Origin of the sequence: Chryseobacterium binzhouense (genome assembly GCF_007474545.1) — a bacterium.
Classification (GTDB): domain Bacteria; phylum Bacteroidota; class Bacteroidia; order Flavobacteriales; family Weeksellaceae; genus Chryseobacterium; species Chryseobacterium binzhouense.
On sequence record NZ_VKOG01000003.1, the window covers coordinates 35,411 to 51,840 of the forward strand.

Here is a 16,430-nt window from a genome sequence, read left to right on the forward strand (position 1 = left end):
AATGAAATCAATTTCAATATATACCTTATTAATAAGCTTTTTTGTATTCATTCAATGTAAAAAAGAAGAAGCTCCCAAACAGGAAAAAAATATCCCGAAAGACGAAAATATAGTCACTTTAACGGATGCTCAGTTAAGAAATGCACCGATAGAAACAACCACACTTTCGTTACAGAATATCGCTTCCACCCTGAAATTAAACGGGATGATCGATGTTCCGCCTCAAAATCTGGTTTCTGTAAGCATTCCGCTTGGCGGTTATCTGAAATCCAGTAATCTTCTTCCGGGAATGCCGGTTTCCAGAGGTCAGGTGATTGCCGTGATTGAAAATCCGCAGTTCATTCAGCTTCAGCAGGATTATTTACTGGCAAGATCCAAAGCACATTTTGCAGAACTGGATTACAACCGTCAGAAAACACTGAACCAAAGTCAGGCAAGCAGTAATAAAGCCATGCAGCTCGCTCAGTCTGAAATGAACAGCCAGAGAATTTTAATGAATTCATTGGCGCAGCAGCTCAGACTCATCAATATCAATCCGGAATCTTTAAAATCGGGAAGCATTACGAAAAGCGTTCCGGTGTATAGCTCAATCAACGGATTTGTAAGCAAAGTGAATGTGAACATCGGAAAATATGTAAATCCTTCGGATGTGCTTTTTGAGCTTATCAATCCCGATGACATCCACCTGAATCTTAAAGTGTACGAAAAAGACCTGGAAAACCTGAAAAAAGGACAGCGTTTCGCAGCATATACCAATGCAGATCCGGGCAAAAAATATTATGGGGAAATTCTTCTCATCAGTAAAGATATCAGTCAGGGCGGTTTAGCGGAAGTTCATTGCCATTTTGATCAGTACGATCACAGTCTTGTTCCGGGAATGTATATGAATGCCGAAATTGAAACCAGCACCTCCTTTTCCAATGCAGTTCCGGAAGAAAGCATCGTGAATTTTGAAGGCAAAGACTTTGTTTTTGTTGAGGTTAAAAAGCAGACGTACCGATTGACTCCGGTTACTTTGGGGGAAACGGAAAACGGATTTATCCAGATCCTCAATTTTGATGATTTTAAGAATAAAAAGATCGTGACCAAAAATGCTTATACGCTTTTGATGAAGCTTAAAAATACGGAGGAAGAAGAATAAATATTAAGTTTAAAGTAATTTGATATCATTATTCGTCAGTTAAAAATGTAAAGTCTGTCTGAACCAATTTCAGAATTAATTCAGACAAGTTTATAGTTTAAACAATAAACTAAAGCTGAACAATTTATTGAACATTTTAGCGTTATAATCCGGATTAATTTAAAATCATTCTTAACGGGAAATTTAATAAATTTGATTGTGTGAAAAAGTTGGTTTCCATATTGTTACTATCCTTATTCTTGGTTTCTACAACCGAGCTGTATCAGCTTTTTAAGATTCCAGCTTTGGTGGAACATTATTGGGAACATAAACATCTTAATCCGGAAATGCCGCTGATCGCATTTTTCAAAGCACATTACGATCATCCTGCAAAAGACGGAGATTACGGTAAAGACAGAAAACTGCCTTTTATTATCCACGCAAAACCATTAAACCTTGTTTTTACACTTCAGCAAGGTTTTCAGTTGGAACTTCAGAATAACTCTTTCAAAATTTCTGTGTCTCATAAAATTCCTTCAAAAGACGAAGATTTCTGCTACAAAGGATTTACCGGGTCTGTCTGGGAACCGCCGAAATCTATTACTTAAAACCATTTGAAATTTTGATTTTACTTTAATCAAAACACATCATTTATTTTTCAAAATCATTATAAAATTTAAAATAATGAAAACATTATTATCAGCCATTCTTATGGTTGTATTATCCGTTGGTTTCCACGCACAAAGCAGACTGGAAAACGCAAAAAAAACCGCAGCAGAAAACAAAGAACTGATTCTGCTTAATTTTTCCGGCTCAGACTGGTGTATTCCGTGTATCAAGCTTCATAAAAATATCATCGAAACAGAAGATTTCAAAAAACTGGAATCTGATAAAGTAATTGTGTACATCAACGCAGATTTCCCGAGAAATAAGAAAAATCAGCTATCTGCCGATCTGAAAAAAGAAAATGCCTCTCTTGCCGATGCATATAATAAAAAAGGCTTGTTTCCGTATACACTTCTACTAAATTCAGAAGGAAAAATTCTGAAAAGCTGGGAAGGACTGCCTTCAGAAAATGCACTGGCTTTCAGTAAGGAAATCAGGGAAATCAGGGAAAATCAAAAATAAAATAATAGAGATGCTTAGAGAATTCAAAAGACCTCAGAAACTGATGGGGAATGCTTTTGAAATTACCGTTGTAAGCGATAATGAAAAACTTGCTTATGATCATATTGATGCAGCCATTGCCGAAATCCGAAGAATCGAAAAGCTTTTGACTACTTTCAGCGATGACAGTCAGACTAATCTCATTAATCAAAATGCGGGATTAAAACCCGTGAAAGTAGATTGGGAAATTTTTGACCTTATTGAAAGAAGCTTACGGATCAGCAGAATTACAGACGGTTACTTCGATATTTCTTACGGCGGAATCGATAAAAGTTTCTGGAATTTCGACTGTGAAATGAAAGAACTTCCCGATCCCGAAAAAATAAAAGATCATCTGAAACTGGTTAATTATCAGAATATTATTCTCGATCGCGACAATCAGACCGTTTTCCTTAAAGAAAAAGGAATGCGCATCGGTTTTGGAGGAATCGGGAAAGGATATGCCGCAGAAAGGGCAAAAAGAATTCTTCAGGATAGAAATGTGAATGCCGGAATTGTAAATGCTTCCGGCGATTTGACAACTTGGGGAAATCAGGCGGACGGAAAACCCTGGACTGTAGGAATTGCCGATCCCGACAATGCAAAACAGCCTTTTTCTTATATGAATATCACCGATATGGCGGTTGCAACGTCAGGAAATTACGAGAAATTCGTGGTCATCAACGGTAAAAAATATTCTCATACCATCAATCCCAAAACAGGAATGCCTGTTTCGGGCGTGAAAAGTGTTACAGTATTTTGTCCCAACGCAGAAATTGCCGATGCAATGGCGACTCCCGTCAGTATTATGGGAATCGATGCCGCACTCGGTATGATCAACCAGATCAATCATCTGGAGTGTATCATCATCGACGATGAGGACAGAATTTATTCATCTCAAAACATTAATTTAAAATAAAATACTTTGTTTATCAGAACAAAATCCTCGGTATCTGATTCATACTAAAGCAATTAAATCAACTTTAAAAACAAATCAATACAAATGACAGACCTTATAAAACAAACTCAGAAGCTTTTCGGATATTTATTTGGGCAGCTTTCTCCGTCTTCCACTCCCGCTTTTTTGCTCGTTCCTCACAAAAAGAGCTCCGTTCAAGCCGGGCTGCGAAGATTCAACGTTTTAAATTACAAAACCATTGCAGTTCTTTCGATAGTAACAATTCCTTTGCTGAATTCCTGTACCACTGTAAAAGAATACGAAAAAAATAAGCTCAACGATGCCGAAATGGTGCTCGGAAACAGAATCATTGAGAAGACCGAACTGAGCTTTCAGTCTTACAGAGAAGGTTCTTCAGGAGTCAATGCCGGAAAAGTGGGCGGTGGTTGCGGATGCAATTAAGAAAAGAGAATGGTAAAAATTTAATGTGATCTACAATGAAAAAAATAATCATAAGTGTTGTTGCTCTTTTCGGAATATTTAATGCAAAAGCACAGGAAAACACAAATAACGAACAGCCCAAAAAGCTGACTTTTGAAGAAGCTAATTTAGTTTCTAGTTACTACAAACAGGACGGAAACAATTCTGCCGTTACAGGAGGAATCGGCTCAGAAAAACTGACCGATATTTCCAACACGATCGATGTAACGATGGTGAAATACGATAAAAAAGACCGTAAAAATAAATTCAATGTAAGTGTCGGGATTGATCATTATACTTCCGCATCTTCGGATATGATTGACCTGAAAGCGAATTCATCGGCTTCCCACGCAGACAACAGAATTTATCCTGCATTAAGCTGGAGCCGCGAGAACGAAGAAAAAGGAACTACCCTGCTTGCTGCAATTTCTTCTTCCAGCGAATATGATTATCAATCATACAGTGCCAATATTGGTTTTGCAAAAAAAACACCTAACAAGATGGGAGAATTTACCGCTAAATTTCAAGCTTTTCTGGATCAGGTAAAAATGATCGTCCCAATTGAACTCCGAAATGATCCTTCGGTGCAAAGTTCGGGAACACAAGGAAGAAATACTTTTGCCTTGTCTCTGGCGTACTCACAGATCATTAATCAAAATTTCCAAATTGAAATTTTGGGGGATGCTGTTCAGCAGACAGGATATTTAGGTCTGCCATTCCATAGGGTATATTTTAATGACAATTCTGTTCATCAGGAAGCTTTGCCGGATAAAAGATTTAAAATACCTTTGGGAGTGAGAGCTAATTATTTCCTGGGAGACAAAGTGATTCTGAGAGCGTATTACCGTTATTATACGGACGATTGGGGCTTGAAATCCAATACTTTCAGCTTAGAGACACCGGTGAAAGTTTCACCTTTTGTTTCGGTGAGTCCTTTCTATCGTTATTATTCTCAGACTGCGGCTAAATATTTTGCGCCTTATCAGCAGCATACGGCATTTGACGATTTTTACACCAGCAATTATGATCTGTCAAAATTCAACAGCCATTTTTACGGAGCAGGAATCAGAATCAGTCCGAAGAACGGATTATTTGGCGTAGAACGACTGAATATGCTTGAAATACGGTACGGACATTACACGAAATCCATCGGGATGAAATCTGATATTATTTCGTTAAATTTAAGGTTTAAGTAAAAATCAACATGACCTGCTAATAATTTTGCGGGTCATGTACTTTAATTAATGATGGTTTTACAAACCCCTGAATTTTATACAATTAAAGATTGGCTTTTAATCCAATTAAATTTAAAGCAGACTGGCTGAGATAAATTTCTCCAAGTGAAACAAGTGATTCAATATCTGCAAAACCCTGAAAAATTTGTTCGTTTTTATTAAAAGACAATTCTATTGAAGAATTATAAGATACCGTTAATCTTGCGACAGAAAACCCGTTATAGGCAAACTCAAAACCCTCAAACAATATCTTTGCTTCAGCTCTTTGAAAAAACCTTTTCTCATCTAAAATTTTATTTCCTGAATTTTCATCAGTACTTATCTCCTGATTGTGTGGTAAAGATTTCCAAATTTGATAATTTTTAGGTTCCTTAAGAACATTTCCTTTCTCGTCTAGAGGAACAAACATATCCAGACGAAGAGGCATTCTGAGAAATTTTGCATAATTATTCATCAGATTGAGTGTATGAAGGTCTGCATATCCTTCATTAGAATAATATTCAATCACAAAATCCGTCATTGGAATTAATCTCTGATCAAAAACCGGCATATCTAATTCTCTTATGAAATCAGTTAGCAAATATATAGTTTTAAAAGCCTGCCGAAAACCATTTAATCTAGTTTAAAATAAATCAAAATAAGTACGAGTTACTTCATTTAAAATAATTCACGGGTAAAAAAATTATTTTCTATTAAAAAAAATAAGATTTAAAACCACATCAGTCATAAATAATTGATAACTAAAAGACTACCTTTATTCAGATTAAATAATGTATGTTCTTTCCACAAAAAAGAGGAAAAAAATGTTTTATCGTAAAGAATTTTATATATTTGCACCATCTAACAATTAAAAAAATAATTTACTATGTCAGACATTGCATCAAGAGTAAAAGCTATCATCGCTGATAAGCTTGACGTTGAAGAAACAGAAGTAACTCCTGAGGCTAGCTTCACTAATGATTTGGGAGCAGACTCACTAGATACAGTTGAATTAATCATGGAATTCGAAAAAGAATTTAACATTCAGATTCCTGATGATCAAGCTGAAAAAATTACTACTGTAGGGCACGCTATCGCGTATATAGAGGAAGTAGTAAATAAATAATATCTTCAACAAAGGAAAATTTTAAAAGTTTATGGAATTAAAAAGAGTAGTTGTAACTGGTTTTGGCGCAATAACACCAATAGGTAATAATGCGAGTGAATACTGGGAAAGTCTTGTAAAAGGCAAGAGCGGAGCCGCTCCTATTACTCTTTTTGATGCCAAAAACTTCAAGACTAAGTTCGCATGTGAGGTTAAAAATTTCAATCCATTGGATCATTTCGACAAGAAAGAAGCTAAAAAGATGGACAGGAATACTCAACTAGGACTTGTCGCTGCAAGAGAAGCAGTAAGTCATTCTAAAATTATTGAAGACAATGTTGATAAAAACAGAGTCGGCGTAATTTGGGGATCAGGAATAGGAGGTCTTGAAACTTTTGAAACAGAAGTTTTGGGTTGGGCAAATACGGAAATTCCGAGATTTAATCCTTTCTTTATTCCTAAGATGATTGCGGACATTACACCGGGGCATATTTCTATTGAATATGGCTTCCATGGTCCCAATTACACTACAGTTTCGGCTTGTGCCTCGTCAGCAAATGCATTAATTGATTCTAAGATGCTTATCCAGCTCGGTAAAGCAGATGTTATCGTCTGCGGAGGATCTGAAGCTGCTGTTACAGCAAGCGGAGTCGGAGGTTTTAATGCAATGATGGCACTTTCTACAAGAAATGACGACCCTACAACAGCATCACGCCCATTTGATAAAGACAGAGACGGTTTTGTATTAGGTGAAGGAGCAGGCTGCATCATTCTTGAGGAGTACGAACACGCTGTGAAGCGTGGAGCAACAATTTATGCAGAATTATTAGGCGGCGGTATGAGTGCTGATGCACATCACATGACAGCACCCCATCCTGAAGGTTTAGGAGCTTATCTGGTAATGAAAAATTGCCTGGAAGACGCAGGACTAACTGCTGATGAAGTAGATCACATCAATATGCATGGTACATCTACTCCATTAGGAGACATTGCGGAGTCTAACGCAATTTCAAGATTATTGGGTGAGCACGCTTATGACATTCAGATCAATTCTACAAAATCAATGACAGGTCACTTATTGGGTGCTGCCGGTGTCATTGAGGCAATTGCTGCTTTGGGAACAATTATTCATGGTATCGTTCCTCCCACAATCAACCATTTTACTGATGATGAGAACATCGACAGCAGACTGAATTTCACATTCAACGAAGCTGCAAAAAAAGATGTAAAAGTTGCCATGAGTAACACATTTGGATTTGGTGGACACAATGCCTGTGTTCTGTTTAAAAAAATCTAATTATTACTGAATGGAGTTACAGAAATATTTTTCTAAATTCCTCCTCAAACAAAGAAAAAGAAAACTTACTGAAAGAGATTACTTTCTGAGTACAGAGCTAAGCAAAATCTTAGGCATTCAAATTCAGAATATCAGCTTTTACAGAGAAGCTTTTTCAGCTAAAAACTCTTCTAAAAATCAGGAAAGCAATTACGAAAGACTGGAGTTTTTAGGAGATTCTGTTTTGGGTACAATTATTTCCTGCCACTTGTTTCATACTTATCCTAAAGCTAATGAAGGGTATATGACTCAGATGAAATCTAAAATTGTAAACAGAAAAAATCTCAATAAGCTAGGGGAAGATTTAAAGCTTACCGATCTTTTACAGAAAAACAACAATGCTGTTGCTTTAGGCGAAAACATTTCAGGGAATCTCTTTGAAGCCTTAATTGGTGCGGTTTATCTGGATTTCCAATACGAAATCTGCAAAAAAATCGTTTTAGAAAAACTGCTTACCCCAACGGAAATCAATAAGCTTGAGAATAAAATTGTAAGCTACAAAGGTCTTTTGCTTGAATGGAGCCAGAAGAAGAAAATTAATATAAAATATGAAACCTGCGAAGAAATTCAGGTAAACAAATCTGTTGTTTTCCGCTGCCATGTGTGGCTTGGTGAAGAAAAGATTGCAAATGCCACAGAAACTTCAAAGAAAAAAGCTGAAGAAAAAGCAGCACAAAGAGCATTTTATATTTTAAATAAAAAAGAAAATATACTTGGAAGTCCAAAAACTTTATGATTTTGATGAAACTGAATTTGAAGATATTACCATAGGCTTGGTAAGATTAGCCAAACATATTCCCGATCATGAGTTTTTTTTCAGGATTAATCAGATCAATGATTTAACATTTTCAAGAATAAACGATCTTGTTTATAATGGTTTGTACTACGATTTTTCGTTTCCCCGATACGAAGCATATCATAAATACACCAAAACATGCTTCACATTTATTTCCAACAAATCCTCGGAAAGCAAACAAAAAAAGCTACAGACCGAACTCTTCTCAGAAGAAGATAACATTAAATTTTTATTAAATAATCACCCAGAAGTAGAATATATTCTGCATAGTTCGGAACAATTTCCTGATTTTTCCGTAATTTTACTGGCTGAAAATCTTGTATTTCCAATTCAAGATTATAAATTGAGTTCGGAAGAAGAACTCTATCAAATAATACAATATTATGAATAAGTATTTAAAGAAGACAAAAATTATTGCAACACTTGGTCCTGCTTCGTCATCGAAGGAGGTTATGCTGGGACTTATGAGAGCGGGTGTTGATATTTTCAGAATAAATTTTTCACACGCAGATTACGACCTAGTTAGTTCAAATATTAAAATCATCAGAGAACTCAACAAAGAGTATGGCTATTCGGTAGGTATCTTAGGAGATTTACAGGGTCCGAAATTACGAGTAGGCGTTGTAAAAGAAGGATCTTATCTTAATCCCGGAGACATTCTTACTTTTACCAACGAAAAGATAGAAGGTGACTCTACCAAAGTTTACATGACCTATCAACAGTTTCCGCAAGATGTAAATGTTGGCGAAAGAATATTAATTGACGACGGAAAACTTGTACTTGAAGTTTTGGAGACTAACAAGATAGATACCGTAAAAGCAAAAACCATTCAGGGTGGACCATTGAGTTCAAAAAAAGGAGTAAACCTTCCTAACACCAATGTTTCTCTTCCTGCCCTTACTGAAAAAGATATTCAGGATGCCAATTATATGCTTGATCAGGAAGTTGACTGGATTGCTCTTTCTTTCGTACGTCACGCACAGGATATTATTGATCTTAAAGAATTAATTTCTAAACATCCAAAAGGTCATTTTAAAACTCCTATCATTGCTAAAATAGAAAAGCCGGAAGGTGTAAAAAATATTGAAGAAATTTTGCTTGAATGTGATGGATTAATGGTTGCACGTGGTGATCTGGGTGTTGAAGTTCCGATGGAAGAAGTTCCTGCTATTCAGAAAAACCTTGTAGAAAGAGCGAGATTTTATTCTAAGCCTGTCATCATTGCCACTCAGATGATGGAAACAATGATCAATAGCTTAACTCCAACAAGAGCAGAAGTGAATGACGTTGCCAATTCTGTATTAGACGGAGCAGATGCAGTGATGCTTTCCGGGGAAACTTCTGTTGGAAGATATCCGGTTCAGGTGGTTGAAAACATGGCAAAAATTGTAAAAAATATTGAGACGACACATTTTTATCAGCATAAAAATGAGCCTATCGAAAAGGATTTTAACTGTATTGACGACAGATTTATTACCAATAGAGTCTGTCTTGCTGCGGTAAGAATTGCTAAAAGCACCAATGTTACTGCGATTGTTACTCTTACAAGTTCAGGATATACCGCTTTCCAGCTTTCTGCACACCGTCCGAATTCCCATATTATTGTTTACAGCGGAAACAAAAGAGTAATTACGATGTTGAATTTACTTTGGGGAGTTCGAGCATATTATTATGATATGAACAAGCCAACTGATGAAACCATCATCCAGGTAAATATGCTGACACATAATTACGGATACATTGAAAGCGGAGATTTTGTCATCAATATCAATGCTACTCCATCTTATGAAGGTGGTAAAACAAATACATTGAGATTAACAACGATTTGATACAATCAGTTTAATATAAAGAAACCTCACAAATTTTGTGAGGTTTTTTATAATTATTTTTGACTATTAAACCTTATTTTGCTAAAATAGTTTTTGCAGTGACAAACTCTTTCAAAGCCAATAAAGAAAGTTCTGTTCCATAGCCGGAAGATTTTGTGCCTCCAAAAGGAAAACGAGGATCAGAACTTGTCATTCTGTTGATATTTACCGTTCCCGATTCTAATCCTTCAATATAAAACTGCTGTCTTTCTTTATTTGTAGTCCAAACCGAGTTAGCCAGCCCGAAAGGAACATTATTTGCAATTTCCAGTGCTTTATCATCGTTTTCAGCAATCATAATCATTCCTAAAGGACCAAAAAGCTCTTCCTGTAAAATCGGATTTCCTTCTTGAACTCTTATTAATCCCGGATTAAATTCGTTATCTGATATTCTTTCCAGCGGAAGTATCACTACCGCACCGTGGGTCAATGCTTTCTGATACTGTTTTTCAAGATCATCTGCCAAATCAGATTTTGCCATTCCTCCCAATTTCGTTTCCTTCAGTTTAGGATCGGCAGGAACATATTTTTTATATTCTTCAATGAATTTCGGAAGAAAATCAGATTCAACATCTTTCTGAATGATAAATCTTTTTGCGGCAACACAGGTTTGCCCGCAGTTTTGCAGTCTGGCTAAAGCTCCGACTTTGGCTGCTTCATCCAAATTAGCATCATCTAAAACAATAAAAGCATCGCTTCCTCCTAGTTCTAAAAGTGATTTCTTAATATTTTTTCCGGCAATTGATGCTACTTCCGCTCCTGCTTTTTCACTTCCGGTAAGACTTACGCCTTTTATTACTTTATGTTCCAGAATTTCCTTCACATCACGATGTCCTACTTCCAGATTCTGAAAAACACCTTCAGGAAAGCCAGCTTCAATAAAAACTTTCTCAATAGCATTTCCGCTTCCGAAACAAATTGATGCATGTTTTAGCACTACTGTATTTCCTGCCAGAATTGCAGGTGTTGCAAACCTTAAAACCTGCCAGAAAGGAAAATTCCATGGCATAACACCAAGAATTACCCCTTTGGGAACATAATGTATTTCCGAAATACTATATTCAGATTCTATTTTTTCAGGAAGTAGAATATTTTCAGCTTCGGCATAATAATTCATCATTAACGCACATTTCTCGACTTCTGCGATAGACTGAGAAATAGGCTTATTCATTTCATTTGTTATAATTTCACCGAAAAATTCAGATTTGTTTTTAAATATTTCCGAAGCTTTTGCAATAAGTTTCTGTTTCTTTTCAAACGGAATTGTCTTCCATTCTTGAAAAGTTTTTTCAGCTTTTAATAGCTTATTTTCTATTAAATTTTCCATGTTAATTTTGTATTAAAGACAATGAGTCTTTTGCTTTTCATAAAGCATTATTATGATTACAAATGCTGTTCCTTGTAACTTGTATAGCTAATAATTAATTCTATGAAATAAATATTTCTTATCCGTCAAAAGAATAATGGTAAAATGATAATTGCTAAAGATCTAAATCATAAACCACTCATTGGCTAGGCTTGCAGCGAGTCTTGATGTGCGATCCTGAATATCAAAATCAGGATTGACTTCTGCAATATCAAGCGCTGCCAGTTTTTCATTTCTAAGTATATGCCTGTATAAATGCATAAAAGCTGCATCTGCAAAAATCCCGTTATAAGCGAATGCGGAAACTCCCGGTGCAATTGAAGCATTAAAAACATCCATGCAAATAGTCATATAAAGAATATCAACAGATTCTGCCAATTCATTCACTCTTTCGTATACAGAAGGAAGATTTTCAAAAAATAATTCATCTGCCAAAATATATTTCATTCCAAGCTGATGAGCCGTATCAAAGAGTTTTAATGTATTGGAATTTCTCTGAATTCCGATATGTAAAGAGTTGATTTCACCTTCTTGTGCAATTTGCCAAAAACCCGTTCCTGAACTTGCTCCTACTCCACTTTCCGGCTGTCTGTTATCGAAATGAGCATCAAAATTAACAATCCCGATTTTATGCTCAGGAAAAGCTGTTCTGATTCCACGATAATGACCGAAAGTAACTTCATGTCCACCGCCTAAAACTAATGATTTACCACCTTTTAGTAAAACCTTTGACACATTTTTAGCCAATAAGTTTTGAGCACTTTCAAGATTTGTATCTTCACAAGTGATATTTCCAAAATCAAGAAGAGAAAAATCCGGAAATATTACCGGAAAATTAGCTATATTTTTCCTTATTACATCAGGTGCTTTTTTTGCTCCCTGCCTGCCTTTATTTCTTCTAACTCCCTCATCCACAGCAAAACCGTGCAAAACAAAATTATTTTTTGAAATCAGATCATAATTGCTTTCCTGTATTACTCTTTGAAATATTCTGTGGTAAAGGAGCTCTTCTCCGTCTAATCTTCCCTGCCAAATAGTATTCATTGTTTCGATTATTTAACTTGTAGTGTAACTTTGTTCGACTTTGAATCCATCAATATATACATTCTCAGCGTTTAAACTACCCTGATTGTAAAGAACATTCTGAAAATTGTCGGTTTTAAAACATATAAAATCAGCTTTATATCCTTCTACCAGTTTTCCCCTGTCTTCCAGACCAAGAGCGAAAGCCGATCGGAAAGTTATTCCGGCTAAAACTTCCGCAGTTGTAAGTTTCTCAAATGTTGCTATAATTGAAGCTTGCGTAATCAAATTTCCCATCGGCGCAGAACCTGGGTTCCAGTCACTTGCTATTGCGACAATGGCTCCTGCATCCAAAAGTTTTCTTGCCGGAGTAAATTTTTCGCCCAATCCTAAACTGGCTCCGGGTAAAGCTGTCGCTACAGTATCTGAATTTGCTAAAAAATCAATATCATCATCAATTGTTGCCTCAAGATGATCAGCAGATTTTGCGCCAACTTCTACTGCAATTCTCGAACTTCCGGGTGTAAACTGATCTGCATGTACGGTAATTTCAAATCCTAAATTTTTAGTTTTAAGTAAAAACCCTTTACTTTCTTCAGGCTGAAATGCTGATTTCTCAATAAAAATATCAACACGTTTTGCTAAATTCTCTTCTTTAACTTTCGGAAGAATTTCATCTACAATATATGCCAAATATTCTTCGTTACTTCCATCAAAATCTCTTGGTTTCAAGTGAGCAGAAAGACACGTTGGAATTAGGGTTGCTTTTGTCAGAATTTGTGCTTTTTTAATGATACGAAGCATTTTCAATTCGTTTTCAACATCCAATCCATAACCGCTTTTTACTTCGATGGTTGTAATTCCAAGAGAAATTAAAAAATCAATCCTCTGCAATAAAGTTTCCAGTAATTCTTTTTCCGAAGCAGCTCTTGTATGCTGCACAGAACTCCAGATTCCGCCTCCGCTTTCAGCAATTTCGAGATAAGTTTTTCCTGCATTCCGCATTGCAAAATCGTTCGCACGATTTCCGCCAAAACAAATGTGGGTATGAGAATCTACAAAAGCCGGAAGAGCAATTTGTTCTCCTTCAATGATTTCTAATTCTGCATTTTGGTATTTGGATTTTAATACTTCAAAATTTCCTACCTGCTGAATTTTATCATTATTGAGTAAAATTCCACCATCAGTAATTATTTGAAGCTGTTCGTCAGAAAGTTTTCCTCTTAGCGGAAGATTGGCAAGCGTTACAACTTGCTTGAAGGGACCTATTAATTTCATTTATTTTCTCTGTAGATTGATACTAAATACTTTGGTGGATAGAATTCTAATTCCCAAATGTAGTATAAAAACCAATTTTGGAAGTTCATTTTTTTTATTTTCTCAATTATTTTATAATATCTTCAATTATTTCTAAATGATGTTTTGTGTGTATTTCAAGAAAAATTTTAGTCTGCCTTAGCCTAAGTTTTCCGAAAAATGGATGTTCAAAATATTTGTCTGCAGATAAATTTTCTAATTCTTTAATTTTATACCGCGTTTTCGATATATGCATCAATAAATCGTTATTATCAATATTTTCTTTTGGTTGAACAACTTTTGGTGATTTAGCTTTTCCTCTCGGTATTTTTTTCATTGTCAAAACTACAATTCTAATAAAGTTAAATTTCCATTTATAGTCATTTGGATTTGATTGAATTAGAAAATTTATAATCTCATCTAATGTCAACAACGAATGTTCTATATGCCATCCAACATTTGCTGGAGAAACTTCCTGATTTAATTCTCTACAAAATGGAATTTTATCTTCTAATTGATCTAACAGTTTCTCTAATTTGTTCTTCATTTTTTTTTAATCATCTTATTTGTTGAATTATCATGACAATTACTTTCTCATTTAAAAGTTAATGTACAATCTTTTTTTTTGGATAATTTTTTAATATGACACCCACTATATGGAATATTCGGTGCTTTCTATAAAAACAAATATTTCGTAAAATCCCTTGTTAAGAAGTTTATCCTAAAGTTTTATCAAAAATACTTAAAATATCTGTTGTTCTCAAATCTTAATTTTTCATCCATTTCTCATTCTAAACCTTAGACTAAAATTCCTATCTTTACAGTAAATGAAATTGAATAAATGCCAGATTTTTTACATCCAGATAAAGACAATTATTCCAGCGAAGAGCTGATGCAGGAGCAGCAAATACGTCCTCAGAGTTTTAAAGATTTTGCCGGTCAAAGAAAAACACTGGAAAATCTAGAAGTGTTTGTAACTGCAGCCAAAAAGCGTGGCGGTGCGCTGGATCATGTTCTTTTGCACGGTCCGCCCGGTTTGGGCAAAACTACCTTAGCTAATATTATTGCGAATGAATTGGGTGTAAACTGTAAAATTACATCAGGTCCGGTTTTGGACAAGCCCGGAAGTTTAGCCGGTTTACTGACCAACCTTGAAGAAAATGATGTGCTTTTCATTGACGAAATTCACAGGCTTTCTCCTATTGTAGAAGAATATCTTTACTCTGCAATGGAAGATTATAAAATAGATATTATGCTGGAAACCGGTCCGAATGCAAGAAGTGTTCAAATCGGGCTGAATCCTTTTACTTTAGTGGGAGCAACTACCAGAAGCGGAATGCTTACCAAACCTATGCTCGCAAGATTTGGAATTCAAAGCAGGCTGGAATATTATACTATTGAATTATTATCAATGATCATTATCCGAAGTGCCGGTGTTTTAGGAATAAAAATTTATGAAGATGCCGCCATTGAAATTGCAAGACGCAGCCGCGGAACGCCCAGAATTGCCAATGCTCTTTTAAGAAGAGTAAGGGATTTTGCTGAAATTAAAGGAAATGGAGAAATTGAAATTGAAATTACAAAATACGCTTTAAATTCATTGAATGTAGACGAATTTGGCTTAGATGAAATGGATAACAAAATTATGCGTGTCATGATTGAAAACTTTAAAGGAAAACCTGTAGGAATATCAGCTTTGGCAACTTCTATCGCAGAAAATCCTGAAACTTTGGAAGAAGTGTATGAACCTTTTCTTATACAGGAAGGATTTATCATCAGAACTCCGAGAGGACGAGAGGTAACAGAAAAAGCATATAAACATTTGAATATTGCTAAACCGAAAAATCCGGGAGAACTTTTTTAAATCACCACTGAATTAAAATCAATGAAACCAAAAAAATATATCAATGAAACTATATCCTATACAATGCGGAAAATTTAAGCTGGACGGAGGTGCCATGTTCGGAGTCGTCCCAAAGAGTTTGTGGGAAAAAACAAATCCTGCAGACGAAAGAAATTTAATTGAACTGGGAACGCGTTCCCTCCTGATAGAAGATGGAAAAAAATTAATTTTAATTGACTGCGGTCTCGGGAACAAACAGGATGATAAATTCTTTGGACATTATTCGCTCTGGGGAGATGATACTTTAGATAAAAATCTTCAGAAATATGGGTTTGTTAAAGAAGATATCACCGATGTATTTTTGACTCATCTGCACTTTGACCATTGTGGTGGTGCTATAGAATGGAATGACGACAGGACAGGATACAGACCTGCATTCAAAAATGCACAGTTCTGGACTAATGAAAACCACTGGAAATGGGCAACAGAACCAAATGCGAGAGAAAAAGCAAGCTTCCTGAAGGAAAATATCATTCCAATACAGGAAAGTGGTCAATTGAATTTTTTACCGCTTCCTACAACCGGAAATTACGGCTTTGCACCAGATTTAAAAATGGATGTAATTTTTGTGGACGGACATACAGAGAAACAAATGCTTCCTGTAATCCAATATCAGGAAAAAACCATTGTCTTTGCTGCTGACTTAATTCCAACAACAGGACATATTCCACAAGTGTATGTAATGGGATATGACACAAGACCTTTATTAACGATAGAAGAAAAAGCTAAGTTTCTGAAACAATGTGTAGAAAATGATTATCTTCTGTTCTTAGAACATGATGCTCATCACGAGCTTGCAAGTCTGAAAATGACTGAAAAAGGAGTTCGTCTTGATGAAACTTTTAGTTTTAATGATGTTTTTGGATATTAATTTTAGTT

The 16,430-nt window shown here is 35.6% G+C and carries 18 protein-coding genes; 13 read left to right on the forward strand and 5 right to left on the reverse strand.

What is annotated here, in order from left to right:
• The first annotated feature begins 1 nt into the window (after window position 1).
• From FNE73_RS08845 to FNE73_RS08870, 6 genes are all read left to right on the forward strand, one after another.
• Window positions 2-1,141: an efflux RND transporter periplasmic adaptor subunit gene (locus FNE73_RS08845; protein WP_143884268.1), complete on the forward strand. Its 1,140-nt coding sequence runs from the start codon at window positions 2-4 to the stop codon at window positions 1,139-1,141.
• A 200-nt stretch (window positions 1,142-1,341) separates the two neighbouring features.
• Window positions 1,342-1,728: a hypothetical protein gene (locus FNE73_RS08850; protein WP_143884269.1), complete on the forward strand. Its 387-nt coding sequence runs from the start codon at window positions 1,342-1,344 to the stop codon at window positions 1,726-1,728.
• Between the two features lie 76 nt (window positions 1,729-1,804).
• Complete coding sequence (locus FNE73_RS08855; protein ID WP_143884270.1) at window positions 1,805-2,248, forward strand: thioredoxin family protein; 444 nt, start codon at window positions 1,805-1,807, stop codon at window positions 2,246-2,248.
• A gap of 10 nt (window positions 2,249-2,258) precedes the next feature.
• On the forward strand, window positions 2,259-3,185 hold the full coding sequence (locus FNE73_RS08860) for an FAD:protein FMN transferase (protein ID WP_143884271.1): 927 nt from the start codon (window positions 2,259-2,261) through the stop codon (window positions 3,183-3,185).
• Between the two features lie 84 nt (window positions 3,186-3,269).
• On the forward strand, window positions 3,270-3,626 hold the full coding sequence (locus FNE73_RS17065) for a DUF4266 domain-containing protein (protein ID WP_143884272.1): 357 nt from the start codon (window positions 3,270-3,272) through the stop codon (window positions 3,624-3,626).
• A 35-nt stretch (window positions 3,627-3,661) separates the two neighbouring features.
• Entirely contained in the window at window positions 3,662-4,840 is a 1,179-nt protein-coding gene (locus FNE73_RS08870) for a DUF3570 domain-containing protein (RefSeq protein ID WP_143884273.1), read from the forward strand.
• Between the two features lie 82 nt (window positions 4,841-4,922).
• Here FNE73_RS08870 and FNE73_RS08875 read toward each other — a convergent pair whose 3' ends face one another.
• Window positions 4,923-5,459, reverse strand: a complete 537-nt coding sequence (locus FNE73_RS08875) for a hypothetical protein (RefSeq protein ID WP_143884274.1) — start codon at window positions 5,457-5,459, stop codon at window positions 4,923-4,925.
• Window positions 5,460-5,744: 285 nt separating this feature from the next.
• Here FNE73_RS08875 and FNE73_RS08880 point away from each other — a divergent pair, with 285 nt between their 5' ends.
• Genes FNE73_RS08880 through pyk form a run of 5 tightly spaced genes read left to right on the forward strand, consistent with a single transcriptional unit; the run spans window position 5,745 to window position 9,924 of the window.
• The gene (locus tag FNE73_RS08880) at window positions 5,745-5,984 is read left to right on the forward strand and encodes an acyl carrier protein (RefSeq protein ID WP_002976354.1); all 240 of its coding nucleotides are present in this window, start codon (window positions 5,745-5,747) and stop codon (window positions 5,982-5,984) included.
• A gap of 31 nt (window positions 5,985-6,015) precedes the next feature.
• Complete coding sequence (fabF, locus tag FNE73_RS08885) at window positions 6,016-7,260, forward strand: beta-ketoacyl-ACP synthase II (RefSeq protein ID WP_143884275.1); 1,245 nt, start codon at window positions 6,016-6,018, stop codon at window positions 7,258-7,260.
• Between the two features lie 10 nt (window positions 7,261-7,270).
• The gene (gene rnc, locus FNE73_RS08890) at window positions 7,271-8,035 is read left to right on the forward strand and encodes a ribonuclease III (RefSeq protein WP_143884276.1); all 765 of its coding nucleotides are present in this window, start codon (window positions 7,271-7,273) and stop codon (window positions 8,033-8,035) included.
• Window positions 8,013-8,486, forward strand: a complete 474-nt coding sequence (locus FNE73_RS08895; RefSeq protein ID WP_143884277.1) for an IPExxxVDY family protein — start codon at window positions 8,013-8,015, stop codon at window positions 8,484-8,486. Before rnc ends, FNE73_RS08895 begins: the two co-directional genes overlap by 23 nt.
• Window positions 8,479-9,924 carry a pyruvate kinase gene (pyk, locus tag FNE73_RS08900; RefSeq protein WP_143884278.1) on the forward strand — a complete coding sequence of 482 codons (1,446 nt, stop codon included), beginning with the start codon at window positions 8,479-8,481 and terminating at the stop codon, window positions 9,922-9,924. The genes FNE73_RS08895 and pyk overlap by 8 nt, the downstream gene beginning before the upstream one ends.
• Window positions 9,925-9,997: 73 nt before the next feature.
• Here the strand turns inward: pyk and FNE73_RS08905 are convergent, their stop codons facing one another.
• The 4 genes from FNE73_RS08905 to FNE73_RS08920 all read right to left on the reverse strand — a co-directional run bounded on the left by FNE73_RS08905 (window position 9,998) and on the right by FNE73_RS08920 (window position 14,195).
• Window positions 9,998-11,290, reverse strand: a complete 1,293-nt coding sequence (locus FNE73_RS08905) for an aldehyde dehydrogenase family protein (RefSeq protein ID WP_143884279.1) — start codon at window positions 11,288-11,290, stop codon at window positions 9,998-10,000.
• A 162-nt stretch (window positions 11,291-11,452) separates the two neighbouring features.
• Window positions 11,453-12,373, reverse strand: coding sequence for a formimidoylglutamase (gene hutG, locus FNE73_RS08910; protein WP_143884280.1), 921 nt, complete (start codon window positions 12,371-12,373; stop codon window positions 11,453-11,455).
• A gap of 12 nt (window positions 12,374-12,385) precedes the next feature.
• Window positions 12,386-13,630: an imidazolonepropionase gene (gene hutI / locus FNE73_RS08915; protein WP_143884281.1), complete on the reverse strand. Its 1,245-nt coding sequence runs from the start codon at window positions 13,628-13,630 to the stop codon at window positions 12,386-12,388.
• 106 nt (window positions 13,631-13,736) lie between these two features.
• Entirely contained in the window at window positions 13,737-14,195 is a 459-nt protein-coding gene (locus FNE73_RS08920) for a DUF1569 domain-containing protein (RefSeq protein ID WP_143884282.1), read from the reverse strand.
• 294 nt (window positions 14,196-14,489) lie between these two features.
• On the opposite strand from FNE73_RS08920, the gene ruvB reads away from it, so the two are divergent.
• Both ruvB and FNE73_RS08930 read left to right on the forward strand, forming a co-directional pair.
• Window positions 14,490-15,512 (forward strand): Holliday junction branch migration DNA helicase RuvB, encoded by a 1,023-nt coding sequence (ruvB, locus tag FNE73_RS08925; protein ID WP_143884283.1) that lies wholly within the window; start codon window positions 14,490-14,492, stop codon window positions 15,510-15,512.
• Window positions 15,513-15,555: 43 nt separating this feature from the next.
• Entirely contained in the window at window positions 15,556-16,422 is an 867-nt protein-coding gene (locus tag FNE73_RS08930; protein WP_143884284.1) for an MBL fold metallo-hydrolase, read from the forward strand.
• Window positions 16,423-16,430 lie beyond the last annotated feature (8 nt).